At 62.7% G+C, this 22,849-nt stretch carries 23 protein-coding genes; 17 read left to right on the top strand and 6 right to left on the bottom strand.

Annotation, left to right across the window (positions count from 1 at the left end):
* Positions 1 to 3: 3 nt before the first annotated feature.
* The 14 genes from ACFZPT_RS13540 to ACFZPT_RS13475 all read left to right on the top strand — a co-directional run bounded on the left by ACFZPT_RS13540 (position 4) and on the right by ACFZPT_RS13475 (position 13,544).
* Complete coding sequence (locus ACFZPT_RS13540) at positions 4 to 210, top strand: cbb3-type cytochrome c oxidase subunit 3 (RefSeq protein WP_034099670.1); 207 nt, start codon at positions 4 to 6, stop codon at positions 208 to 210.
* A complete protein-coding gene (gene ccoP / locus ACFZPT_RS13535) occupies positions 207 to 1,154 on the top strand; it encodes a cytochrome-c oxidase, cbb3-type subunit III (protein ID WP_034114792.1) in 948 nt (315 codons plus the stop codon). The genes ACFZPT_RS13540 and ccoP (ACFZPT_RS13535) overlap by 4 nt, the downstream gene beginning before the upstream one ends.
* Before the next feature lie 387 nt (positions 1,155 to 1,541).
* Positions 1,542 to 2,984: a cytochrome-c oxidase, cbb3-type subunit I gene (gene ccoN / locus ACFZPT_RS13530; protein WP_040269079.1), complete on the top strand. Its 1,443-nt coding sequence runs from the start codon at positions 1,542 to 1,544 to the stop codon at positions 2,982 to 2,984.
* Positions 2,984 to 3,592: a cytochrome-c oxidase, cbb3-type subunit II gene (gene ccoO, locus ACFZPT_RS13525; RefSeq protein ID WP_003193167.1), complete on the top strand. Its 609-nt coding sequence runs from the start codon at positions 2,984 to 2,986 to the stop codon at positions 3,590 to 3,592. Before ccoN ends, ccoO begins: the two co-directional genes overlap by 1 nt.
* A gap of 6 nt (positions 3,593 to 3,598) precedes the next feature.
* Complete coding sequence (locus ACFZPT_RS13520; RefSeq protein WP_020372609.1) at positions 3,599 to 3,784, top strand: CcoQ/FixQ family Cbb3-type cytochrome c oxidase assembly chaperone; 186 nt, start codon at positions 3,599 to 3,601, stop codon at positions 3,782 to 3,784.
* Positions 3,781 to 4,758 (top strand): cytochrome-c oxidase, cbb3-type subunit III, encoded by a 978-nt coding sequence (gene ccoP / locus ACFZPT_RS13515; RefSeq protein WP_034099673.1) that lies wholly within the window; start codon positions 3,781 to 3,783, stop codon positions 4,756 to 4,758. Before ACFZPT_RS13520 ends, ccoP (ACFZPT_RS13515) begins: the two co-directional genes overlap by 4 nt.
* 350 nt (positions 4,759 to 5,108) lie before the next feature.
* Positions 5,109 to 6,524 carry a cytochrome c oxidase accessory protein CcoG gene (gene ccoG / locus ACFZPT_RS13510; RefSeq protein ID WP_034099674.1) on the top strand — a complete coding sequence of 472 codons (1,416 nt, stop codon included), beginning with the start codon at positions 5,109 to 5,111 and terminating at the stop codon, positions 6,522 to 6,524.
* Between the two features lie 29 nt (positions 6,525 to 6,553).
* The gene (locus ACFZPT_RS13505; RefSeq protein WP_034099675.1) at positions 6,554 to 7,093 is read left to right on the top strand and encodes a FixH family protein; all 540 of its coding nucleotides are present in this window, start codon (positions 6,554 to 6,556) and stop codon (positions 7,091 to 7,093) included.
* 95 nt (positions 7,094 to 7,188) lie between these two features.
* Positions 7,189 to 9,639: a heavy metal translocating P-type ATPase gene (locus ACFZPT_RS13500; protein ID WP_099311947.1), complete on the top strand. Its 2,451-nt coding sequence runs from the start codon at positions 7,189 to 7,191 to the stop codon at positions 9,637 to 9,639.
* A 22-nt stretch (positions 9,640 to 9,661) separates the two neighbouring features.
* Positions 9,662 to 9,880 carry a cbb3-type cytochrome oxidase assembly protein CcoS gene (gene ccoS, locus ACFZPT_RS13495; RefSeq protein ID WP_034099677.1) on the top strand — a complete coding sequence of 73 codons (219 nt, stop codon included), beginning with the start codon at positions 9,662 to 9,664 and terminating at the stop codon, positions 9,878 to 9,880.
* On the top strand, positions 9,873 to 10,556 hold the full coding sequence (locus ACFZPT_RS13490) for a sulfite exporter TauE/SafE family protein (RefSeq protein ID WP_034099678.1): 684 nt from the start codon (positions 9,873 to 9,875) through the stop codon (positions 10,554 to 10,556). Before ccoS ends, ACFZPT_RS13490 begins: the two co-directional genes overlap by 8 nt.
* Before the next feature lie 102 nt (positions 10,557 to 10,658).
* Positions 10,659 to 12,041 (top strand): oxygen-independent coproporphyrinogen III oxidase, encoded by a 1,383-nt coding sequence (gene hemN / locus ACFZPT_RS13485; protein ID WP_034099679.1) that lies wholly within the window; start codon positions 10,659 to 10,661, stop codon positions 12,039 to 12,041.
* Between the two features lie 138 nt (positions 12,042 to 12,179).
* Entirely contained in the window at positions 12,180 to 12,914 is a 735-nt protein-coding gene (fnrA, locus tag ACFZPT_RS13480; RefSeq protein ID WP_034099680.1) for a Crp/Fnr family transcriptional regulator FnrA, read from the top strand.
* A gap of 81 nt (positions 12,915 to 12,995) precedes the next feature.
* Positions 12,996 to 13,544, top strand: a complete 549-nt coding sequence (locus ACFZPT_RS13475; protein ID WP_034114796.1) for an adenine phosphoribosyltransferase — start codon at positions 12,996 to 12,998, stop codon at positions 13,542 to 13,544.
* Between the two features lie 12 nt (positions 13,545 to 13,556).
* Here the strand turns inward: ACFZPT_RS13475 and ACFZPT_RS13470 are convergent, their stop codons facing one another.
* From ACFZPT_RS13470 to dnaX, 5 genes are all read right to left on the bottom strand, one after another.
* Positions 13,557 to 14,705 (bottom strand): acyl-CoA dehydrogenase family protein, encoded by a 1,149-nt coding sequence (locus tag ACFZPT_RS13470; protein WP_034114797.1) that lies wholly within the window; start codon positions 14,703 to 14,705, stop codon positions 13,557 to 13,559.
* Positions 14,706 to 15,411: 706 nt separating this feature from the next.
* On the bottom strand, positions 15,412 to 16,014 hold the full coding sequence (gene recR / locus ACFZPT_RS13465; protein ID WP_014719453.1) for a recombination mediator RecR: 603 nt from the start codon (positions 16,012 to 16,014) through the stop codon (positions 15,412 to 15,414).
* 66 nt (positions 16,015 to 16,080) lie between these two features.
* Positions 16,081 to 17,115 carry an NADP-dependent oxidoreductase gene (locus tag ACFZPT_RS13460; RefSeq protein ID WP_034099683.1) on the bottom strand — a complete coding sequence of 345 codons (1,035 nt, stop codon included), beginning with the start codon at positions 17,113 to 17,115 and terminating at the stop codon, positions 16,081 to 16,083.
* A 132-nt stretch (positions 17,116 to 17,247) separates the two neighbouring features.
* Complete coding sequence (locus tag ACFZPT_RS13455) at positions 17,248 to 17,586, bottom strand: YbaB/EbfC family nucleoid-associated protein (protein WP_099311945.1); 339 nt, start codon at positions 17,584 to 17,586, stop codon at positions 17,248 to 17,250.
* A gap of 44 nt (positions 17,587 to 17,630) precedes the next feature.
* Positions 17,631 to 19,667: a DNA polymerase III subunit gamma/tau gene (dnaX, locus tag ACFZPT_RS13450; RefSeq protein ID WP_034099684.1), complete on the bottom strand. Its 2,037-nt coding sequence runs from the start codon at positions 19,665 to 19,667 to the stop codon at positions 17,631 to 17,633.
* Positions 19,668 to 19,801: 134 nt separating this feature from the next.
* On the opposite strand from dnaX, the gene ACFZPT_RS13445 reads away from it, so the two are divergent.
* Together ACFZPT_RS13445 and ACFZPT_RS13440 are read left to right on the top strand one after the other, a co-directional pair.
* A complete protein-coding gene (locus ACFZPT_RS13445) occupies positions 19,802 to 20,563 on the top strand; it encodes an ABC transporter substrate-binding protein (RefSeq protein ID WP_099311943.1) in 762 nt (253 codons plus the stop codon).
* A gap of 54 nt (positions 20,564 to 20,617) precedes the next feature.
* A complete protein-coding gene (locus tag ACFZPT_RS13440) occupies positions 20,618 to 20,989 on the top strand; it encodes a VOC family protein (protein WP_099311941.1) in 372 nt (123 codons plus the stop codon).
* On the opposite strand, the gene ACFZPT_RS13435 is transcribed toward ACFZPT_RS13440, so the two are convergent.
* The gene (locus ACFZPT_RS13435; RefSeq protein ID WP_099311939.1) at positions 20,903 to 21,862 is read right to left on the bottom strand and encodes a DMT family transporter; all 960 of its coding nucleotides are present in this window, start codon (positions 21,860 to 21,862) and stop codon (positions 20,903 to 20,905) included. The genes ACFZPT_RS13440 and ACFZPT_RS13435 overlap by 87 nt on opposite strands.
* Positions 21,863 to 21,964: 102 nt before the next feature.
* On the opposite strand from ACFZPT_RS13435, the gene ACFZPT_RS13430 reads away from it, so the two are divergent.
* A complete protein-coding gene (locus tag ACFZPT_RS13430; RefSeq protein ID WP_099311937.1) occupies positions 21,965 to 22,828 on the top strand; it encodes a LysR family transcriptional regulator in 864 nt (287 codons plus the stop codon).
* Positions 22,829 to 22,849: the final 21 nt, after the last annotated feature.

Below are 22,849 nucleotides of genomic sequence, written 5' to 3'. Positions count from 1 at the left end.
GCCATGGGATTTGAATTCGATGCGGGCACCATCCGCGGCCTCGGCACGCTGGTGGTCGCCATCGCCTTTATCGGCTTGTCGCTGTGGGTGTTCAACAATCGGCGCAATGCGGAATTCGAGCAGGCGCGCCTGCTGCCGTTCGCCGACGAGCCCACCGCCCCCCCATCCGACGCTCAAGAAGAGCCTGCAATAAGGAGCACTCGGCCATGACCCTATTTTGGAGTACATGGATCTGCGTACTGACCATCGGCAGCCTGATCGGGCTGACCTGGCTGTTGATCTCCACCCGCAAGGGCGAGACCAAAGGCAGTGTCGACCAGACCATGGGCCACGCCTTCGATGGCATCGAGGAATACGACAACCCCTTGCCCCAGTGGTGGTTCATGCTGTTCGTCGGCACCTTGGTGTTCGCGGTCGGCTACCTGATCCTCTATCCGGGCCTGGGCAACTGGAAAGGCGTGCTGCCGGGCTATGAAGGCGGTTGGACCCAGGCCAAGGAATGGGAAAAGGAAATGGCCAAGGCCGATGCGAAATTTGGGCCGATCTACGCCAAATTCGCGGCCATGCCCGTGGAAGAAGTAGCCAAAGACCCACAAGCGCTGAAAATGGGTGGCCGCCTGTTCGCCTCCAACTGCGCGGTGTGCCACGGCTCGGATGCCAAGGGCGCGTACGGCTTCCCAAACCTGGCCGACAACCTGTGGCGCTGGGGCGGCTCTGCCGAGGCGATCAAGACCACCATCATGAACGGTCGCCACGCGGCGATGCCGGCCTGGGGTGAAGTACTGGGCGAAGACGGCGTGAAAAACGTCGCGGCCTATGTGCGCCACGACCTGGCCAAGTTGCCGCTGCCGGCCGATAGCACCGCCGATCTGGCCGCTGGCCAAGCCACCTTCAACACCACTTGCGTTGCCTGCCACGGCCCGCAAGGCCACGGTGTGGAAGCCATGGGCGCGCCTAACCTGACCGAACCCGCCGGTTTCATCTACGGCACCGGCCTGGCGCAATTGCAGCAGACCATCCGTCACGGCCGTCAAGGCCAGATGCCAGCACAGGAAGCCCTGCAAGGCAATGACAAAGTGCACCTACTGGCGGCTTACGTGTACAGCCTGTCCCACAACGCTGATGGCGCAAAGCCAGAAAGCCAAGCGCAATAACCACACAAGGCCGCCCCGCCCGGGGCGGCCGCTGCTTCGTCTGTAGGAGCGGGCTTGCTCGCTCCCACACCGACCGCCCTACGCGACCAAGTGTCGCACCCGTCTAAAGCAAACCTTTCCCCTCCTCCCATTCGGGTCTACGCTTGCTTGCACAGTGGACCGATCCTGGTGTACGCGACGAGTCACGTTGCGACCTGCAAAATTTCCTGTCCACTCGATCAGCTTTCCATTTCGGATTTTGTCCTTACGCCAAACATGGAAAGGGCGCAGAATCTGGCGTGGAACGCATTGATACAGGTCAGTCATTGCGTTGCAATGACCCCTCGCTTTCTACATACTTGCGGCCGATTTTTACCTATAAAAAAACCTAAACCGTGGAACCTTAGAATGAGCACAGCAATCAGTCCGACTGCTTATAACTATAAGGTAGTCCGCCAGTTCGCCATCATGACGGTGGTCTGGGGGATCCTTGGCATGGGGCTCGGGGTCTTCATCGCCTCGCAACTGGTCTGGCCGGAATTGAATTTCGACCTGCCCTGGACGACCTTCGGTCGCCTGCGCCCGCTGCACACCAACCTGGTGATTTTCGCCTTCGGCGGATGTGCATTGTTTGCCACCTCCTACTATGTCGTGCAGCGAACCTGCCAGACGCGACTGATCTCCGATGGCCTCGCCGCTTTCACCTTCTGGGGTTGGCAAGCGGTCATCATCGGCGCCATCGTCACCCTGCCGTTGGGTTACACCACCACCAAGGAATACGCCGAGCTGGAATGGCCCATCGCCATTTTGCTGGCCGTGGTCTGGGTGACCTACGCTGCGGTGTTCTTCGGCACCATCATCAAGCGCAAGACCAAGCACATCTATGTGGGCAACTGGTTCTACGGCGCGTTCATCCTGGTGACGGCGATGCTGCACATCGTCAACCACGCGTCGTTGCCGGTCAGCCTGTTCAAGTCCTATTCAGCTTACTCGGGCGCGACGGATGCAATGATCCAGTGGTGGTACGGGCATAACGCCGTAGGCTTTTTCCTCACCACCGGCTTCCTGGGGATGATGTACTACTTCGTGCCGAAACAGGCCGAACGCCCTATCTACTCCTATCGCCTGTCCATCGTGCACTTCTGGGCGCTGATCACCCTGTATATCTGGGCCGGTCCGCACCACCTGCACTACACCGCGCTGCCGGACTGGGCGCAATCCCTGGGCATGGCGATGTCGATCATCCTGCTGGCGCCAAGCTGGGGCGGCATGATCAACGGCATGATGACCCTCTCGGGCGCCTGGCATAAATTGCGCACCGACCCGATCCTGCGCTTCCTGGTGGTGTCCCTGGCGTTCTACGGCATGTCGACCTTCGAAGGTCCGATGATGGCGATCAAGACCGTCAACTCGCTCTCCCACTACACCGACTGGACCATCGGCCACGTTCACGCTGGCGCCCTCGGTTGGGTGGCGATGATCTCCATCGGCGCGCTGTACCACATGATCCCCAAACTGTTCGGCCGCGCGCAGATGCACAGCGTCGGGCTGATCAACACGCACTTCTGGCTGGCTACCATCGGCACCGTGCTCTACATCGCTTCGATGTGGGTCAACGGCATCACCCAGGGCCTGATGTGGCGTGCGATCAACGATGACGGCACCCTCACCTACTCCTTCGTCGAAGCGCTGCAAGCCAGCCACCCGGGCTACATCGTTCGTGCCCTGGGCGGTGCGTTCTTTGCCGCCGGCATGCTGTTCATGGCCTACAACGTGTTCCGCACCGTGCGGGCCTCGGACCCCGTAGAAGCTGAAGCCGCCGCCAAGATCGCCGTTGTGGGAGCCCACTGATGAAGCATGAAGTAGTCGAGAAGAATATCGGCCTGCTGGCCTTCTTCATGGTCATCGCCGTGAGCATCGGCGGCTTGACCCAAATCGTGCCGCTGTTCTTCCAGGACGTGACCAACAAGCCGGTCGAAGGCATGAAGCCGCGCACCGCCCTTGAACTGGAAGGCCGCGACGTCTACATCGCCAACGGCTGCGTGGGCTGCCACTCGCAGATGATCCGCCCGTTCCGCGCCGAAACCGAACGCTACGGCCACTACTCGGTCGCCGGCGAAAGCGTGTGGGACCACCCGTTCCTGTGGGGTTCCAAGCGCACCGGCCCGGACCTGGCGCGCGTGGGCGGGCGTTACTCCGATGACTGGCAACGTGCCCACCTGTACAACCCGCGCAACGTCGTGCCCGAGTCGAAAATGCCGGCGTACCCGTTCCTCGTGGAAAACAAGCTCGACGGCAAGGACACCGCGAAGAAGATGGAAGTCTTGCGCACCCTGGGCGTGCCCTACACCGACGAAGACATCGCCGGTGCCGCGGCTGCCGTGAAGGGCAAGACCGAAATGGACGCATTGGTGGCCTACCTGCAGGGCCTGGGCACCATCATCAAAAGCAAACGGTGATTCTTCATGGATATCGGGATGATTCGTGGCCTGGGCACCGTTGTGGTGATGGTGGCCTTTGTCGGCCTGGCGCTGTGGGTGTTCAGCCCCAAGCGCAAGTCGGAGTTTGACGACGCAACCATGCTGCCCTTTGCGGATGACCCCGAAGCCATCAAGCACGTCGAGCAAGCTTCTAGGAGTAACAAAGAATGACTACGTTCTGGAGTCTGTACGTCACAGTCCTCAGTCTGGGTACCATCTTCGCCCTGACCTGGCTGCTGCTGTCGACCCGCAAGGGCCAGCGCGCCGAGCAAACCGACGAAACCGTCGGCCACTCGTTCGACGGCATCGAGGAGTACGACAACCCGCTGCCCAAGTGGTGGTTCATGCTGTTCGTCGGCACCATCGTGTTTGCCCTTGGTTACCTGGTGCTGTACCCGGGCCTGGGCAACTGGAAGGGTCTGCTGCCGGGCTATAACTACCTCGACAACGACAAGCAAACCCCCTTCGCCAACGGTCAGACCGGCTGGACCGGCGTGCACGAATGGGAGAAGGAAATGGCCCGCTCGGACGCCAAGTTCGGGCCGATCTTCGCCAAATTCGCCTCGATGCCGATCGAAGAAGTCGCCAAGGATCCGCAAGCGCTGAAAATGGGCGGCCGCCTGTTCGCCTCCAACTGCTCGGTGTGCCACGGCTCCGACGCCAAGGGCGCCTATGGTTTCCCCAACCTGACCGACGCCGACTGGCGCTGGGGCGGCGAACCTAACACCATCAAGGAAACCATCCTCAAAGGCCGCCACGCGGTGATGCCAGGCTGGGCCGAAGTGATTGGCGAACAAGGCGTGGCCGATGTGGCCGGTTTTGTGGTGACCAAGCTCGATGGTCGCAAGTTGCCTGAAGGGGCCAAGGCCGACGTGGCCAACGGCGAAAAACTCTTCGCCGCCAACTGCGTGGCCTGCCACGGTCCCGCCGGCAAAGGCACCCCCGCCATGGGCGCCCCCGACCTGACCCACCCCGGCGCGTTCATCTACGGTTCGAGCTTCGCTCAGTTGCAGCAGACCATCCGCTACGGCCGTCAGGGCCAGATGCCTGCGCAGGAACAATTGCAAGGCAACGACAAGGTGCACTTGCTCGCGGCGTATGTGTACAGCTTGTCTCATGCAGACAAAAAGGCCGAGGAGCAGTGAGACTGATCGTTATTTAGCAACACAGAAACAACCCATGTGAGAGGGGGCTGGCCCCCGATAGCAGTGGGCCAGTCATGCCTTTATTGACTGACACTCTGCTATCGGGGGCCAGCCCTTCTCACATTGGATCTCTGGCATTTTTGAAGGTCGAACCGGCAAAACCGTCCATACTTCCCAAGTCAATTGATCCAGATCACGTACACCATCAATTGATTTCCCCCAACGCGACCAAAGGTCGCACCCTTGGCGTACCATCGGGGGCGTATCATTACGCTACTGCAACATCCTTAATTTGACCCCGGTTGGCACGTACTGGCCGAGGCAAATCTCCACCGCCGTGGGATGCAATGATGAGCGACCAAATACCGGTACATGACGTTACCCCGCCTGCCAAACATTCAAGCCAGACGGTCGATCTCTACGCCGCGCGCGAGAAGATCTACACCCGTGCCTTCACTGGCCTGTTCCGCAATCTGCGCATGCTCGGCGGTGCCGCGCTGTTCCTGCTCTACTTCGGCACGGTGTGGCTGAACTGGGGCGGTCACCAGGCCGTGTGGTGGAATTTGCCGGAACGTAAGTTCTTTATTTTCGGCGCAACCTTCTGGCCTCAGGACTTCATTCTGCTGTCTGGCATCCTGATCGTCGCCGCGTTCGGCCTGTTCTTTATCACGGTGTACGCCGGGCGCGTGTGGTGCGGCTATACCTGCCCGCAAAGCGTGTGGACGTGGATCTTCATGTGGTGCGAAAAGGTCACCGAAGGCGACCGCAACCAACGCATCAAGCTGGACAAAGCGCCGATGAGCGCAAACAAATTCCTGCGCAAGTTCAGCAAGCACAGCCTGTGGCTGATCATCGGTTTCGTCACCGGCATGACCTTCGTCGGTTACTTCTCGCCGATCCGCGAACTGGTCTTCGACTTCTTCACCGGCCAGGCCGATGGCTGGTCGTATTTCTGGGTCGGTTTCTTCACCCTTGCCACCTATGGCAACGCCGGTTGGCTGCGCGAACAGGTGTGCATCTACATGTGCCCTTATGCGCGTTTCCAGAGCGTGATGTTCGACAAGGACACCCTGATCGTCTCCTACGACCCACGCCGTGGCGAACTGCGCGGGCCACGTAAAAAAGGCGCCGACTACAAGGCCCAGGGCCTGGGCGACTGCATCGACTGCACCATGTGCGTACAGGTATGCCCGACCGGCATCGACATCCGAGACGGCCTGCAGATCGAGTGCATCGGCTGCGCGGCGTGCATCGATGCCTGCGACAACATCATGGATAAGATGGAGTACCCACGCGGCCTGATCAGCTACACCACCGAGCACAACCTGTCCGGCCAGAAAACCCACAAGCTGCGTCCACGTCTGATCGGCTATGCGTTGGTATTGCTGGCGATGATCAGCCTGTTGGTCACCGCGTTTTTCATGCGTTCGCTGGTGGGCTTCGACGTCAGCAAAGACCGCGTGCTGTTCCGCGAAAACGCCGAAGGCCGCATCGAAAACGTCTACAGCCTGAAGATCATGAACAAGGACCAGCGCGACCACACCTACGTGCTCGATGCCGCCGGCCTGCCGGATCTCAAGTTGCAGGGCCGCCGCGAGATCAAGGTGTCCGCCGGCGATATCGTGAGCATGCCGGTGGAACTGTCGAGTGCGCCGGAACAAGTGCCATCGAGCACCAACGAGGTGACGTTCATCCTCAAGGATGCCGATGACCCGAGCATTCACGTCGAAGCCAAGAGCCGATTCATCGGCCCTCAGGTCCGTTAACCCAACGTTGTTAAACAGAGAGCCGAACAATGCCCGTAGCCACTGCCGCAAGCCCTTGGTACAAGCACCTCTGGCCTTGGATCATCATCGGTATCCTCGCCTGCTCGGTGGCCTTGACCTTGTCCATGGTGACGATCGCGGTGAACAACCCGGACAACCTGGTCAACGACAACTACTACGAGGCCGGCAAAGGCATCAACCGCTCCCTGGATCGTGAACGCCTGGCCCAGACCCTGCAGTTGCGCGCCAAGCTGCACCTGGACGAACTGACCGGCGAGGTCGAGCTGAACCTCACCGGCTACAGCAACCCCAACACCCTGCAACTGAACCTGATTTCACCGACCCAGCCGGAGAAAGACCGCAAGATCAACCTGACCCGCAGCGACAGCGAGCCGGGCCGCTACCTGGGTCAGGTGACCGATAAAGTCGAAGGCCGCCGTTTCGTGGAGCTTTTGGGTGTGGAAGGCGACAAGACCTGGCGCCTGTTCGAGGAAGAAGAAGTCAGCCACGACAAAGACTTACTGCTGGGAGATGAGCCCTTGCAGGGCGCCGAAGACCTGAAGAAGTAAACACTCTGCGCTTCGCACGTCGCGGCCCCGCCCCTCCCTGCGAGAGTCGGGCTGGCCCGCGACGAGGCCCTACCAGCCCCTAAAGATTCCAAGCCATGACCACCCCGCTTCCCTGCTACCACTGCGCCCTGCCCGTGCCGCCCGGCAGCCGGTTCACCGCTCAGATCCTCGGCGAGCGCCGTGAACTCTGCTGCCCAGGTTGCCAGGCGGTGGCCGAAGCGATTGTGGCCGGGGGCCTGGAAAGCTATTACCAGCATCGCAGCGAAGCCTCGGCCAACCCCGAAGCGCTGCCGGTACAACTGGTGGAGGAGCTGGCGCTGTATGACCGCGCCGACGTGCAAAAACCCTTTGTGCGCCATGACGGCGAACTGGCCGAAACCACCCTGCTGATGGAAGGCATCAGTTGCGCGGCGTGTGGCTGGCTGATCGAAAAACACCTGCGCAGCCTGCCCGCCGTGGCCGAGGCACGGCTGAACCTGTCCAACCATCGCTTGCAGGTCCGCTGGGCCGATGGGCAACTGCCGTTGAGCCAGGTGCTCAGCGAACTGCGCCATATCGGCTATGCCGCCCACCCGTATCAGGCGGACCGCGCCGCTGAGCAATTGGCCAGTGAAAACCGTCTGGCCCTGCGCCAACTGGGCGTGGCCGGGTTGCTGTGGTTCCAGGCGATGATGGCAACCATGGCCACTTGGCCGGAATTCAATATCGACCTGAGCCCAGAGCTGCACGTCATCCTGCGCTGGGTAGCGATGTTTCTGACCACCCCCATCGTGTTCTACAGCTGCGCGCCGTTTTTCAAAGGCGCGTTGCGCGACCTGCGCACCCGCCATCTGACCATGGATGTGTCGGTGTCCCTGGCGATTGGCGGCGCCTACCTGGCGGGCATCTGGACCGCCATCAGTGGCGTGGGCGAGCTGTATTTCGATGCAGTGGGCATGTTCGCGCTGTTCCTGCTGGCCGGGCGCTATCTGGAACGCCGCGCCCGCGAACGCACCGCCGCCGCCACTGCGCAACTGGTCAACCTGCTGCCGGCCTCGTGCCTGCGCGTGCAAAGCGACGGGCAGAGCGAGCGCATCCTGCTCAGCGAACTGGCCGTGGGCGATCGCGTGCGCGTACACCCAGGCGCGGTGCTGCCGGCGGACGGAGTGATCCTCGACGGTCAGTCCAGCATCGACGAGTCACTACTGACCGGCGAGTACCTGCCGCAAGCGCGCCAGGCGGGCGATAGCGTCACCGCCGGCACCCTCAATGTGGAAGGCGCGCTGACCGTTGAAGTACGCGCCCTGGGCCACGACACCCGCCTGTCCGCCATCGTGCGCTTGCTGGAACGGGCCCAGGCCGAGAAACCGCGGCTGGCCCAGATCGCCGACCGTGCCGCGCAATGGTTCCTGCTGGGCTCGCTGCTCGCCGCCGCGCTGATCGGCCTGTGGTGGTGGCAGTTGGACGCGTCGCGGGCGTTCTGGATCGTACTGGCGATGCTGGTGGCGACCTGCCCGTGCGCCTTGTCGCTGGCCACACCCACCGCCCTCACCGCCGCCACCGGCACCCTGCACAAACTCGGTTTGCTGCTGACCCGCGGCCATGTGCTGGAGGGTCTTAACCAAATCGACACGGTGATTTTCGACAAGACCGGCACCCTCACCGAAGGCCGCCTGGCGCTGCGAGCGATTCGCCCCTTGGGCCCGTTGGACAGCGATGCCTGCCTGGGCCTGGCCGCCGCCCTGGAAAACCGTTCAGAGCACCCGATTGCCCGTGCTTTCGGGCGTGCGCCGCTGGCTGCCGATGAAGTGCTGAGCACCCCCGGCCTCGGCCTGGAGGGTCGCGTGGGCGAGCGCCTGCTGCGCATCGGCCAGCCGGGGTTCGTGTGTGAACTCAGCGGCTGCGCCTTGCCCGCCTCACCCGACGAAGCCGGACAATGGCTGCTGCTGGGTGACCGCCAGGGCCCGCTCGCCTGGTTCGTGCTCGACGACCGCCTGCGCAGCGACGCACCGGCCTTGCTGCAAGCCTGCCAGGCACGCGGCTGGCGCACCCTGCTGCTCTCGGGGGACAGTTCGCCGATGGTCGCCAGCGTCGCGCTTGAGCTGGGCATCGACGAGGCCCACGGCGGCCTGCGTCCCGACGACAAACTGCAAGTGTTGCAACGCCTGCACCAGGAAGGCCGCAGGGTGTTGATGCTCGGCGATGGAGTCAACGATGTGCCGGTGCTCGCCGCCGCGGATATCAGTGTGGCCATGGGCTCGGCCACCGACCTGGCCAAGACCAGCGCCGACGCGGTGCTGCTGTCCAACCGCTTGGATGCGCTGGTGCAGGCCTTCAGCCTGGCGCGGCGCACCCGACGGGTGATCATTGAAAACCTGGTGTGGGCGGGGCTATACAATGGCCTTATGCTGCCGTTCGCCGCCCTCGGCTGGATCACGCCCATTTGGGCGGCGGTGGGCATGTCCCTCAGTTCGTTGACCGTGGTGCTCAACGCCCTGCGCCTGACTCGCCTGCCGAGCGCGCCGGCCGCCAGCGCCCCTCAAGTAACCCGCCCGCTGCCGGCTTGAGCCGCGCGGGCATGGAGTGCAGATGCCAGCTTTATACGTGATGATTCCGGCGGCGCTGCTATTAGTGGGCGTCGCCATCTACATCTTCTTCTGGGCCGTGGACAGCGGCCAGTACGACGACCTCGACGGCCCGGCCCACAGCGTGCTGTTCGATGACCAGGACCCCAACCACTTGGCCGGCGTCGAAGAAGCCAACAGCCCCGAGCAACCGCCCAAGCCCCAAGAACCACCCCATGCTTGAACTGGCGCCGTTACTGGTTTCCGCGCTGATCCTCGGCCTGCTCGGTGGCGGCCATTGCCTGGGCATGTGCGGCGGGCTGATGGGCGCGCTGACCCTGGCCATCCCTCAAGAGCAGCGCAGCCGTCGGTTCCGTCTGCTGCTGGCGTACAACCTGGGGCGCATCCTCAGCTACGCCTGCGCCGGGTTGTTGATCGGCATGGCCGGCTGGGCCGTGGCCAATAGCCCGGCGGCCATGACTCTGCGGGTGTTGGCCGGTCTGCTGCTGATCAGCATGGGCCTGTACCTGGCCGGCTGGTGGAGCGGTCTGACCCGTATCGAACGCCTCGGGCGCGGCCTGTGGCGGCATATCCAGCCGATTGCCAACCGTTTGCTGCCGGTGTCCAGCCTGCCCCGCGCGTTGTTGCTGGGCGCGCTGTGGGGCTGGTTGCCGTGCGGGTTGGTCTACAGCACCCTGCTCTGGGCCGCCAGCCAAGGCAATGCGCTGGACAGTGGTTTGCTGATGCTGGCGTTCGGCCTGGGCACCTGGCCGGTGTTGCTGGCCACCGGGCTGGCGGCGGAACGCGTCACTGCCTTACTGCGCAAGCGCAGCGTGCGCATGGCCGGCGGTGTGCTGGTGGTGCTCTTCGGTATCTGGACCCTGCCCGGCCCGCATCAGCACTGGTTGATGGGGCATTGAAACGCCGTGTGGCATAGCGCCGCTCCCCGTTGACGCAAATCAAGGCGCCCCCTACGGCCAACCCCTAGACTCGGCCCACTAGCCTATCCGGGGGACGCCCGCATGCTCGACGCCATTCGTTGGGACACCGATCTGATTAACCGCTACGACCTGGCAGGGCCGCGCTACACGTCCTACCCGACCGCCGTGCAATTCGACAGCCAAGTCGGCACATTCGACTTGCTCCACGCCCTGCGTGACAGCCGCAAGGCCACACGGCCGCTGTCGCTGTACGTGCATGTGCCGTTCTGCGCGAACATTTGCTACTACTGCGCCTGCAACAAGGTCATCACCAAGGACCGAGGCCGCGCCCACGCCTACCTGCAACGCCTGGAGCAAGAGATCCAACTGGTGGCTTGCCACCTGGACCCCAAGCAGCCGGTGGAGCAACTGCACTTCGGCGGCGGCACTCCGACCTTTCTCAGCCACGACGAACTGCGCCAGGTCATGACCTGCCTGCGCCAGCACTTCAACCTGCTAGACGATGACTCCGGCGACTATGGCATCGAGATCGACCCGCGCGAAGCCGACTGGGCCACCATGGGCCTGCTGCGCGAGCTGGGCTTTAACCGCGTGAGCATCGGCGTGCAAGACCTCGATCCCGAGGTCCAGCGCGCAGTGAACCGTCTGCAAAGTCTGGAAGAAACCCGCGCGGTGATCGACGCGGCGCGCACCCTGCAATTTCGTTCGATCAACATCGACCTGATCTACGGCTTGCCTAAACAGACGCCGATCAACTTCGCGCGCACCGTGGAGGAAGTCATCAAGCTGCAGCCGGACCGCCTGTCGGTGTTCAACTATGCGCACCTGCCGGAACGTTTCATGCCGCAACGCCGCATCAACAGCGACGAACTGCCCTCCCCGGCGCAAAAACTGTTGATGCTGCAAACCACCATCGAACAACTGACCCAGGCCGGCTATCGCTACATCGGCATGGACCACTTCGCCCTGCCCGACGACGAGCTGGCCATCGCCCAGGAAGAGGGCCGGCTGCAACGCAACTTCCAGGGTTACACCACCCATGGTCATTGCGATCTGATCGGGCTTGGCGTGTCGGCCATCAGCCAGATCGGCGATCTGTATTGTCAGAACAGCAGTGACCTGAATACCTACCAGAACACCTTGGCTGGCGCGCAACTGGCCACCAGCCGTGGCCTGGTCTGCACCACGGACGATCGTTTGCGGCGTGAAGTGATTCAGCAACTGATCTGCAATTTCAGCCTGGCTTTCGAACCTGTAGAGCAGGCTTTCAATATTGATTTTCGCGGGTATTTCGCCGATCTCTGGCCGCAACTGGAGGCGATGGCCACGGATGGTCTGATCGCCCTCGACGAACACGGCATTCGCGTGCTGCCGGCCGGCCGACTGCTGGTGCGTTCGGTGTGCATGGTGTTCGATGCGTACTTGGAGCACCAGAACCGGCAGCGGTTTTCGCGGGTGATCTGAAGGGCAAGCCCCGGCGCGGTGAGGGCCGGGCTTGCGTTAACCTCTATACTATTGGTGCTTTTTTGTACAGGCTGGCCTGACTGCCCACAGTGCGTTACCCTTACGCATTATGTGTGATTCCCCACAAGGATTTTAGTAATGTCCGAGCCAGTCAAGCTGCGCGCTCATAACCAGGCCCATTGCAAGGATTGCAGCCTGGCCCCCCTCTGCCTGCCACTTTCGCTGAATCTGGAAGACATGGATGCGCTGGACGACATCGTTAAACGCGGTCGCCCGCTGAAGAAAGGCGAGTTTCTGTTTCGCCAGGGCGACAAGTTCGATTCCGTCTATGCAGTACGCTCCGGCGCGTTGAAGACATTCAGCCTGAGCGACGGCGGCGAGGAACAAATCACCGGTTTCCATCTGCCGAGTGAACTGGTGGGGTTATCGGGCATGGACACCGAGATTCACCCGGTATCGGCCCAGGCGCTGGAGACGACCTCGGTGTGCGAGATCCCCTTCGAACGCCTGGATGAGCTGGCGCTGCAATTGCCGCAACTGCGCCGCCAATTGATGCGTGTGATGAGCCGCGAGATCCGCGACGATCAACAAATGATGCTGCTGCTGTCGAAGAAAACCGCCGACGAGCGCATCGCCACCTTCCTGGTTAACCTCTCTGCCCGTTTCCGCGCCCGTGGGTTCTCGGCCAACCAGTTCCGCTTGAGCATGTCGCGCAACGAAATCGGCAACTATCTGGGGCTGGCGGTGGAAACCGTGTCCCGCGTATTCACCCGTTTCCAGCAGAACGAACTGCTCGCCGCCGAAGGCAAGGAAGTGCATATCCTCGACCCGATCCAGCTGTGCGCGCTGGCCGGTGGCTCCATAGAAGGTTGATGCAGACACCTGCGGCCGCGCCAATCGGCAAGGTCGCAGGTATACTTCGAGTCCGTTTTCCGCACCCAGGACTCCTCGACGATGACCTTCGACTCGTTCGACATCAAATCCCTGATCCGCCCTGTCATCGACTTCCCCAAGCCTGGGGTGATCTTCCGTGACATCACCCCGCTGTTCCAATCGCCCAAGGCCCTGCGCCTGGTGGCGGACAGCTTTGCCCAGCGCTACGTCGAAGCCGAGTTCACCCACATTGGCGCGATGGATGCTCGTGGTTTTCTGATCGGTTCGATCATTGCTTATCAGTTGAACAAGCCGCTGATCCTGTTTCGCAAGCAAGGCAAACTGCCGGCCGATGTGCTGGCCGAGGGTTACCAGACAGAATACGGCGAAGCCTTCCTGGAAGTGCACGCCGACAGCTTGTGCGAAGGCGACTCGGTGCTGATATTCGATGACCTGATCGCCACTGGCGGTACGCTGATAGCCGCTGCGAACCTGGTACGGCGCATGGGTGCGAAGGTGTTCGAAGCCGCCGCAATCATCGACCTGCCGGAGCTGGGTGGCTCGCAGCGCTTGGAAGACATGGGCATCCCGACGTTTTGCCTGACGCAGTTTTCATTGACTGAACGCTAATGGCACTGACCATCACAAGCCCATCTGCTTGCTGATGATTTCGTTCATTACCTCCCGAGTCCCCCCGCCGATGGACAGGATGCGGTTGTCGCGATACAGCCGCTCCACCAGATTGCCGCGCATATAGCCCTGGCCGCCGAGGATCTGCACGGCGTCGTAGGTGACGCGGTCGGCGGTGTCGGTGGCCAGGTTCTTGGCCATGGAAATTTCCTTGATCACACTTTTGCCCGCCGCCATCTTCGCTGCCTGGCGGTAGGTGAACTCCCGCGAGACTTCCACGGCCGTGGCCATTTCCGCCAAGCGATGCTTGAGCACCTGGAATTTACCGATGGGTTTGCCGAACGCCTCACGCTGAGCGGCCCATTGCAGGCTCTGTTCAAGGGCCATCTGCGCGGTCATATTGGCCATCAATGCCAGAGCCAGGCGTTCGCTTTGGAAGTTGCCCATGATGCAGGCGAACCCCATGTTCTCGGCGCCGATCAGATTGCCGACGGGCACTGGGCAGTCATCGAAGAACAACTCAGCCGTGTCCGACGCCCACCAGCCCATCTTCTTCAGTGGTGGACCGACGGTAAAACCAGGGGTGTTCTTTTCGATCAACAGCAGGCTGATACCGGCAAATCCCGGCCCACCGGTGCGCACCGCCACGGTGTAGAAGTCGGCGCGCACGCCGCTGGTAATAAAGGTTTTGCTGCCGCTGACGCGGTAACAGTCGCCGTCGCGCACGGCGCGGGTGTGCAGGTTGGCCACATCGGAACCGCCACCCGGCTCGGTAACCGCCAGAGCAATGACCTTCGCCCCTGCCAACACCTGCGGCACCACTCGCTCGCGCACTTCGGGCCGTGCCCATTTGACGACCGGCGGCAAGCCGATATCCAGCGAACCGAGCCCCGCGACAACGCCGCCGGAGCCGCAGCGCATCAACTCTTCGCTGGCCGCAACCTTGGCGAACAAATCGCCTTCGTGACTGCCACCCAATGATTCTGGATACCCGATGCCAAGGATCCCCGCCGCACCGGCCTTGTCGTAGAGTTCGCGGGGGAAACTTTGAGCCTCCTCCCATTGCTCGATGCCCGGCAGCATCTCGCGCTCGACAAAGCGTCGCACGCTGTCGCGGATCAGCTGGTGATGGGGGTCGAAGTAATCCTGATAGGCAGACATCGGCAAACTCCACGCAACGGTGGAGAGAAATTACCAAGCGCTTGCTTGGTTAACAAGCATTCGAAAAAACGTGGTGCCAAAGAAATCCGAACTGAACCCGCCACACACTTGTTGCGGCGAAGCGGCCCTGTATCCAGACACTGCGGTGGGTCAGGCGGAAACGGTTGCCAGGTTATAGGGCTGCTTCGCAGCCCAGCGCAGGGCAAGCCTGCTCACTACACGGGGAGCGGCGCACGTGCTTGCAGTGGTGAGCGGGCTTGTCCCGCGCTGGGGCGCGAAGCGGCCCTGTCTCCAGGCGCTGCGGTGGGTCAGGCGGAAACGGTTGCCAGGTTGTGGGGCTGCTTCGCAGCCCAGCGCAGGGCAAGCCTGCTCACTACACAGGGAGCGGCGCACATGCTTGCAGTGGTGAGCGGGCTTGTCCCGCGCTGGGGCGCGAAGCGGTCCTGTCTGCAGGCGCTGCGGTGTGTCAGGCGGAAACGGTTGCCAGGTTGTAGGGCTGCTTCGCAGCCCAGCGCAGGGCGAGCCTGCTCACTACACGGGGAGCGGCGCACATGCTGCAGTGGTGAGCGGGCTTGTCCCGCGCTGGGGCGCGAAGCGGCCCTGTCTCCAGGCGCTGCGGTGGGTCAGGCGGAAACGGTTACCAGGTTGTAGGGCTGCTTCGCAGCCCAGCGCAGGGCAAGCCTGCTCACTACAACAGCCGGGTTGGCTAGAGGGCGATGGGTTTGCGACCGGCGAACGAGTGCGCCAGGGTGCCGCCGTCCACCAGTTCCAACTCGCCTCCCAGCGGCACGCCGTGGGCGATGCGTGAAGTGATCAGGCCTTTGTTGGTCAGCAGTTGGGCGATGTAATGGGCAGTCGCTTCACCTTCCACCGTGGGGTTGGTGGCGAGGATGACTTCGGTAAAGGTGCCCTGTTCCTCGATACGCGCCACCAGTTGCGGGATGCCGATGGCCTCCGGGCCGAGGCCGTCGAGCGGCGAGAGGTGGCCCTTGAGCACGAAGTAGCGTCCGCGATAGCCGGTCTGTTCCACCGCATACACATCCATCGGCCCTTCCACTACGCACAGCAAAGTGTCGTCGCGGCGCGGGTCCGCGCATTGCGGGCAAAGCTCTTCTTCGGTGAGAGTGCGGCACTGGCGACAGTGGCCAACGCCTTCCATGGCCTGGCTCAGGGCCTGGGCCAGGCGAGTGCCGCCGCTGCGGTCACGCTCCAGCAATTGCAGCGCCATGCGCTGGGCGGTTTTCTGGCCGACACCCGGCAAAGTACGCAGGGCGTCGATCAGTTGACGAATCAGAGGGCTGAAGCTCATGGGGCATGGGTCCGACAAAACGACGAGACGCGGTTTATACCCGCGCCCCGGATTAGCGTCAAATGATCAATCCTGCGCGACGCGCACCACCAACTTGCCGAAGTTGCGCCCTTCGAGCAGGCCGATAAAGGCTTCGGGCGCCTGCTCCAGGCCCTCGACCACATCTTCGCGGAACTTGATCTTGCCCTCGCGCACCCACGGCGCCATGGCGCTGAGGAACTCGGGCTGACGGTCGCCGTAGTCATCAAACACAATAAAGCCCTGGATGCGCACGCGCTTGGTCAGCAGAGTCCGTTGCAGGGCCGGTAGACGATCTGGACCACTGGGCGCCTCATGGGCGTTATAGCCGGCGATCAGGCCGCACAGCGGCACCCGTGCCTTGGCGTTCAGCAGCGGCAACACTGCGTCGAAGACCTTGCCGCCGACGTTTTCGAAATAGATGTCTACACCTTTGAAGCAGGCCTGGGCCAGCTCGTCGGCAAAATCCTCGCTTTTATGGTCGATACAGGCATCAAAGCCCAACTCGTCCACCACATAGCGGCACTTCTGCGCGCCGCCCGCAATACCGACCACACGCAGGCCCTTGAGCTTAGCCACCTGCCCCACCACCGAGCCGACCGCTCCGGACGCCGCGGCCACCACCAGGGTTTCGCCGGCCTTTGGCTGGCCGATGTCCATCAGGCCCATGTAGGCGGTCATGCCGGGCATGCCCAGCACACCCAGCGCCATGGAAGGACTGGCCAGCCCCTTAGGCACCGGTATCAGGTTGCGGCCGTCGGAAATGCTGTGGCTCTGCCAGCCGGTCGCACCGACCACCAGATCACCCACTTCAAACTTCGGATGACGCGACTGCTCGATCCGGCTGACAGCGCCGCCGGTCATCACCTCGTCGATTTCCACCGGTGCCGCGTAGGACGGCGCATCGCTCATCCGCCCACGCATGTAGGGGTCAAGGGACAAGTACAGGGTTTTGAGCAGCACCTGGCCGTCCGCCAGCTCCGGCAAAGTCACACGCTCCAGGCGGAAGTTCTCAGGGGTCGGTGCGCCTTTAGGACGCGAAACCAGGACGATTCGCTGGTTGAGTGTCGGTTCGTGAGGCATCAGAGGGCTCCTTATCGAATTCATCGGTATAGGGTGCAGACCATGGGTGCCGTGCCGGGGTTCGATCGGATCGGCATAAACAAAAATGCCAGGCGCGATGCCTGGCATTGGAGTCTAGCTAAAGCCTGTGGATCAGAACGGCAGCTTCATGCCCGGCGGCAGTTGCATGCCGGCGGTCACACCGGACATTTTGTCCTGGCTGTTGGCTTCGATCTTGCGCACGGCGTCGTTCACGGCAGCCGCGAACAGATCTTCCAGCACCTCACGGTCGTCATCGCTGACGCCTTCAAGCAGGCTCCGGTCGATGCTCACGCGCTTGATGTCGTGACGACCGGTCATCACCACACTGACCATATCGCCACCGGCTTTACCGGTGACTTCGGCGTTGGCCAGTTCTTCCTGCATCTTGGCCATTTTTTCCTGCATCTGCTGCGCCTGCTTCATCAGGCCGGCCATGCCACCTTTCATCATGGGAATCACCTCAAAAGTACGTGGATCAAGTTAGTAGCCCGGTGTCATGACGCCTGGGGCACCGGAGCTTCGACAGGTTCAATAGTATCGTGGCGCACCACCGCACCGAACTGCTGCATCATTTGCTGGATGAGCGGATCGGCGTGGATCGCGTCCTCGGCTTCACGCTGGCGGTTCAGACGCCGGCGGGTCGCGGCCTGGGCCGGGGTTTCCTGCTCAGGCTTGATCAATTCGATGCTGATCGTCAGCGTGCGCCCATGGTACTGGTTAAGGGCATCATTGAGGCGACGCTGCTGGGTTGCATTGAACAAGGCACTGTGGGCCGGGTCCAGGTGCAGCGACCAGTGGTCGCCGTCGACGGCGATCAGTGTGCAGTTGGCGGCGATGCTGCCGGTCATGCCGGAAATCGGCAATTTCGGGAACAGTTCCAGCCACTGCAGAGCCAGACCGGTGGCCGGCGCTGCGGCGGGTTCAGGCTCGGGCTCCGGGGCAGGTTCGGCGGCGTGTTCGCTGGCCAATTCGTCCAGGTAGCTGTAGGCCGAATCCATGTCCGGCTCGATGTAGTCTTCGTCCAGCGGCGGCTCGTCGTCGAGGTCGATGCCCGGCGTGGCCGCGTCGACTTGGGCGACCGTCGGCTCGGGCACTGGCGCGGACACCCACTCCGGCGCATCCGGCACCACGCTGTCAGGCGTCGGCGTGGGCATCGGGGTCAGTTCGGGTTGCTCGCCGGTGGTTTCCAGCACGGGCTCCACGGCAGGCTGCAACTCGGGCTCGGGCTCGGCGTCCGCCGGTTCGTTCCACGGCAGGTCGACCACAGGGTCGGGCTCAGGCGCGGCAACCACTACTGGCTCAGGCGCCTCAGCTGGAGGCGCGACCGGCGCAGGCGCGGCGGCAACTGGCGCGACTACGGCGGCGCCAGCCACAGGTTTGGCGGAATCAACTGTGGCCTGGCTGATCCCCACTGGCTTTAGCGGCTGTCTCGGCGCATCCGCCGTATCGGCGGGCCGGAACGCCAGCATGCGCAACAGCACCATTTCAAAACCGCCGCGCGGATCCGGCGCCAGGGGCAAATCGCGACGGCCGATCAGGCCCATCTGGTAATAGAACTGCACGTCTTCGGCCGGCAATGCCTGGGCCAACGCCAGCACCCGGTCGCGGTCGCCGTGGCCGTTGTCGACACCTTCAGGCAGAGCCTGGGCGATGGCCACGCGGTGCAGCACATTGAGGATTTCCGAGAGCACGCCGTTCCAGTCCGGGCCTTGCTCCGACAAATGGCGCACGGCCTCCAACAACGCCTTGGCATCACCGTCGATCAACGCGTGCAGCACGTCGAAGACCTGGCCGTGATCCAGGGTGCCCAACATGGCACGCACATCGGCGGCCATGACCTTGCCTTCGCCAAAGGCGATGGCCTGGTCGGTGAGGCTCATGGCGTCACGCATCGAGCCATCGGCCGCGCGGCCGAGCAGCCACAGCGCGTCGTCTTCGAACGGCACGTTCTCGACACCCAGCACATGGGTCAAATGCTCGACCACTCGCTCGGGAGTCATGTTCTTCAGGGAAAACTGCAGGCACCGCGACAGAATGGTTGCAGGAAGTTTCTGCGGGTCGGTGGTGGCCAGGATGAATTTGACGTAGGGCGGCGGCTCTTCCAGGGTTTTCAACAAGGCGTTGAAGGAGTGGCTGGACAGCATGTGCACTTCGTCGATCAGGTAGACCTTGAAGCGGCCACGGCTCGGGGCGTACTGCACGTTGTCCAGCAGTTCGCGGGTGTCTTCGACCTTGGTGCGGCTGGCGGCGTCGATCTCGATCAGGTCGACGAAACGCCCTTCGTCGATTTCCCGGCATACCGAACAGGTGCCGCAGGGCGTTGAGGTGATCCCGGTTTCACAGTTCAGGCACTTGGCGATGATCCGCGCGATCGTGGTCTTGCCCACCCCCCGGGTACCGGTGAACAGGTAGGCGTGGTGCAGCCGTTGGCTGTCCAAGGCATTGATCAGAGCCTTGAGCACATGGGTCTGGCCGACCATTTCGCGGAACGAGCGCGGGCGCCATTTACGTGCAAGAACCTGATAACTCATCGAAAACCGTCGCAACTGGGAAGCAGAGGCCGGTAATGCTAGCGGAGCAAGGGGGAAATTGCATCCGGCACGCTCGTCTAATCTGACTAAGCTCTGCTGACTGGCCCCCGAAACGGCCTGAACCTGGAGAGTGTATGCGCGTAGTCCTGGGCGCTTTATGGATGATCACCACGGCCAGCTTGGCGGCGCCTGCCCCGCTGCGTTTTTCGATTTCCGACAGTTGGGCGATGCCGATGGTGCAAGTGGAGAACGGTCAGCCGACCCAGGGCATTTTGTATGACGTGATGGCGAGCCTGGCCACACAGCTCGGCCTACCGGCCCGGTTCCAAGTGCTGGCACGCGCGCGCATCGCCACTGCCTTGCTCCATGGCGACATCGACGTGCGCTGTTATGTCACCCAGGCCTGGCTCGATGACCTGCCCGGCGACTACGCCTGGAGCGTGCCGCTGATGGCGCAGCGCAGCGTCCTGGTCAGTACCGACGAACAACCGGTCACACTGAGCGACCTGCCCCCGCAGGCCATCGGCACCGTGCTCAATTACCGCTACATCGGCCTGGCGGCGCTGTTCGCCAGCGGACGGCTGACCCGTGACGATGCCCGCAGCGAAGAACAGGTCCTGCACAAACTGCTGGCCGGACGCTTTCAGTACGCCGTCATCAACGAATGGACGGTTGATCGCTTCAACCAGTCCCTGCCGCTTGGTCGGCGTCTGCATAAGGTCGCCGTGGTCGATGAGTTGAGCCTGGGCTGCATTGTGCGTAACGATCCCAATTTGCCGGTGCAGCAAATCCTGGATACGTTGCAGCGCATGAAAATGTCAGGGGAAATCGACAAGATCATTCAGCTGTACACCGGCCAGATTCCATCGGTGCCCCACGCTCCTGACAAGAACTGACAGTGCGACCTTTTAGACTGGGCTGACTTAACCGCCTGCCCTCAAGGAACCTGCATGCACACCGTCGCCCATTATTTCCTGCTGTATGTCGACAGCCCCGCCACCAGCGCGAATTTCTACAGCCGCTTGCTCGATAAGCCGCCCGTTGAACTCAACCCGACCTTTGCCCTGTTCATACTCGATAACGGCGTCAAGCTGGGGCTGTGGTCGCGCCACACCGTGGAACCGGCCGCCACGCTGACGGGCGGCGGCGCGGAAGTGGGGCTGTCACTGGCGGACAACACCGCCGTGGACACCTTGCACGCGCAGTGGTCGGCACGGGGCGCCACGATCATTCAGTCACCGACGGATCTGGACTTCGGCTATACCTTCGTCGCCGAGGACTTCGACGGCCACCGGTTGCGCGCATTCTGCCTGCACGACTAAGCGCCAGCGCCCCTCCAGGCTGATGGCCGCCACGCTGGCCAGCACGATCAGCGCACCGAGCACCACCCAGGGCGTCACCTGCTCACCCAGCAGAGTGGCGGCCATCAGCATCGCCACTGGCGGAATCAGGTACATCGCCACCGACGCGCGGCTGACCTCCACATGTTTCAACACATAGCCCCACGCCAGATAGGCCAGAGCGCTGGGAAAAATGCCCAGCACCAGCACCGCCAGGTTCTCCGTCAACGGCGCCCTCAGCACCGCCGCGGGCAGGCCCGGCAGGTTCACGCAGAGCATCAGGGTGCCCGCCCACACCATGTAGCACGCCATGGTCAGCGGGCTGTAGCGATGGGCGTAGTGTTTCTGAAGGGCGAAATACACACTCCAGGACAGCGCCGCCAGCAGGATCAGCACGCCGCGCGGGTCGATCTCGCCGATGCCCCGATCACCGCAGATCACCACCCCTACCCCGACCAGCCCCAACAACACACACACCCAACGCCACACACTCACCCGCTCCTTCAAAACCCAAAACGCGATCAGCACACTGAACAGCGGGGCCGACTGCGCCAACACACTGGAGGCCGCCGCCGTGACCCATTGCTGTCCATAGTTGAGGGCTGTGTGGTGCAGGAACACGCCGAAGAACCCCAGCACCAGCAGCCAGGGCACGTCCCGCCAGCGCGGTCGGCCGATGCCCAGTACCAGCGCCACCCCGGCCATAAACAGCGACGCGATCAAAAAGCGCAACAACGCCAGCTGGCCGGGACTGTAGCTGTGCAGGCCCAGATGCACACCAATCGGCGAATAGGCCCAGCAGAGGATCACGCTGGCGGTGACTAGCGTAAGCTTCAGGCGTGACGGTGTGTTCATCGAGAGCGTCCGGAAACCGCGAAAGAAGGCCTTCAGTCTTGGCCCGGACGCGGCGCAGGACAATTAAGCGTTTCTGACTTCTGAAATCACGGGAATTGAGCAATGGAACTGGCCCAACTGAAAATGGTGCGCGCCGTGGCGCAGACGGGCAGCGTGGCCCAGGCAGCCGTGCAGCTGCATTGCGTGCCCTCCAACATCACCACGCGCATCAAGCAGCTGGAGAGCGAGCTGGGCACGCCGTTATTTATCCGCGCCGGACGCGGGCTGGCGATCAGTGCGGCGGGTGAAATTTTTCTCGACTACTGCGAGCGCATCCTGGCGCTGGTGGATGAGTCCAAACGCGCAGTGGATGCCACTGCCATCCCCCGTGGCACCTTGCGCATCGGCGCGGTGGAATCCAGCGCCAGCGGCCGCTTGCCACCGCTGCTGGCGGAGTATCACCGGCGTTACCCGCAAGTCAGCCTGGAACTGGTGACCGGCGCCTGGAGCCCATTGCTGGACGACCTGCAACACCATCGCCTGGACGTGGCCCTGGTGGCCGCCGGTAACCGGCGGGCCAAACTCGAACACAGCGTGGTCTACCGCGAACGCCTGGTGCTGATCGCCAGCGCGTGCAGTGCGCCCATTCACGGTGCACAGGAACTGGCGGGGCGCACGTTGTTGGTGTGGCCAAGTGGCTGCCCCTATCGCGCCGCGCTGGAAAACTGGCTCAAACCTCATGACATCACACCGAGCATCGCCACCTATGCCAGCTGGGGCACGATCATCGGCTGCGTCAGCGCCGGGATCGGCGTGGCGTTGGCGCCGGAAGGGATTCTGGCGCGTTATGAGCAGGCCAGTCAGTTGGCTTCGTACCGGTTCGAGGAGCTTGAGGCCGTGGACAATCTGCTGTTCTGGCACACCGACACGCAGCGGCACCTGGCGCGGGATGCCTTTGCCGATTTGCTGCGCGAAACCTTCGGCTAAGCCATATCTGGATGCCCGTAG

The sequence above is a fragment of the Pseudomonas sp. MD330_10 genome (assembly GCF_042610415.1).
Lineage (GTDB): Bacteria > Pseudomonadota > Gammaproteobacteria > Pseudomonadales > Pseudomonadaceae > Aquipseudomonas > Aquipseudomonas rhodesiae.
Note: the sequence above shows the minus strand (reverse complement) of the source record. Positions and strands in the feature narration are given on the sequence as shown.

Bases quoted from the DNA above. Each gene is read 5' to 3' on its own strand.
- ccoP (WP_034099673.1), top strand. From the start codon at position 3,781: ATGACTACGTTCTGGAGTCTGTACGTCACAGTCCTCAGTCTGGGTACC.
- ACFZPT_RS13490 (WP_034099678.1), top strand. From the start codon at position 9,873: ATGCTTGAACTGGCGCCGTTACTGGTTTCCGCGCTGATCCTCGGCCTG.
- ACFZPT_RS13435 (WP_099311939.1), bottom strand. From the start codon at position 21,862: ATGAACACACCGTCACGCCTGAAGCTTACGCTAGTCACCGCCAGCGTG.
- ccoP (WP_034114792.1), top strand. From the start codon at position 207: ATGACCCTATTTTGGAGTACATGGATCTGCGTACTGACCATCGGCAGC.
- ccoO (WP_003193167.1), top strand. From the start codon at position 2,984: ATGAAGCATGAAGTAGTCGAGAAGAATATCGGCCTGCTGGCCTTCTTC.
- ccoG (WP_034099674.1), top strand. From the start codon at position 5,109: ATGAGCGACCAAATACCGGTACATGACGTTACCCCGCCTGCCAAACAT.
- hemN (WP_034099679.1), top strand. From the start codon at position 10,659: ATGCTCGACGCCATTCGTTGGGACACCGATCTGATTAACCGCTACGAC.
- ACFZPT_RS13500 (WP_099311947.1), top strand. From the start codon at position 7,189: ATGACCACCCCGCTTCCCTGCTACCACTGCGCCCTGCCCGTGCCGCCC.
- ACFZPT_RS13440 (WP_099311941.1), top strand. From the start codon at position 20,618: ATGCACACCGTCGCCCATTATTTCCTGCTGTATGTCGACAGCCCCGCC.
- ACFZPT_RS13520 (WP_020372609.1), top strand. From the start codon at position 3,599: ATGGATATCGGGATGATTCGTGGCCTGGGCACCGTTGTGGTGATGGTG.
- ACFZPT_RS13455 (WP_099311945.1), bottom strand. From the start codon at position 17,586: ATGATGAAAGGTGGCATGGCCGGCCTGATGAAGCAGGCGCAGCAGATG.
- fnrA (WP_034099680.1), top strand. From the start codon at position 12,180: ATGTCCGAGCCAGTCAAGCTGCGCGCTCATAACCAGGCCCATTGCAAG.
- ACFZPT_RS13505 (WP_034099675.1), top strand. From the start codon at position 6,554: ATGCCCGTAGCCACTGCCGCAAGCCCTTGGTACAAGCACCTCTGGCCT.
- ccoN (WP_040269079.1), top strand. From the start codon at position 1,542: ATGAGCACAGCAATCAGTCCGACTGCTTATAACTATAAGGTAGTCCGC.
- ACFZPT_RS13540 (WP_034099670.1), top strand. From the start codon at position 4: ATGGGATTTGAATTCGATGCGGGCACCATCCGCGGCCTCGGCACGCTG.
- dnaX (WP_034099684.1), bottom strand. From the start codon at position 19,667: ATGAGTTATCAGGTTCTTGCACGTAAATGGCGCCCGCGCTCGTTCCGC.
- recR (WP_014719453.1), bottom strand. From the start codon at position 16,014: ATGAGCTTCAGCCCTCTGATTCGTCAACTGATCGACGCCCTGCGTACT.
- ACFZPT_RS13460 (WP_034099683.1), bottom strand. From the start codon at position 17,115: ATGCCTCACGAACCGACACTCAACCAGCGAATCGTCCTGGTTTCGCGT.
- ACFZPT_RS13475 (WP_034114796.1), top strand. From the start codon at position 12,996: ATGACCTTCGACTCGTTCGACATCAAATCCCTGATCCGCCCTGTCATC.
- ACFZPT_RS13430 (WP_099311937.1), top strand. From the start codon at position 21,965: ATGGAACTGGCCCAACTGAAAATGGTGCGCGCCGTGGCGCAGACGGGC.
- ccoS (WP_034099677.1), top strand. From the start codon at position 9,662: ATGCCAGCTTTATACGTGATGATTCCGGCGGCGCTGCTATTAGTGGGC.
- ACFZPT_RS13445 (WP_099311943.1), top strand. From the start codon at position 19,802: ATGCGCGTAGTCCTGGGCGCTTTATGGATGATCACCACGGCCAGCTTG.
- ACFZPT_RS13470 (WP_034114797.1), bottom strand. From the start codon at position 14,705: ATGTCTGCCTATCAGGATTACTTCGACCCCCATCACCAGCTGATCCGC.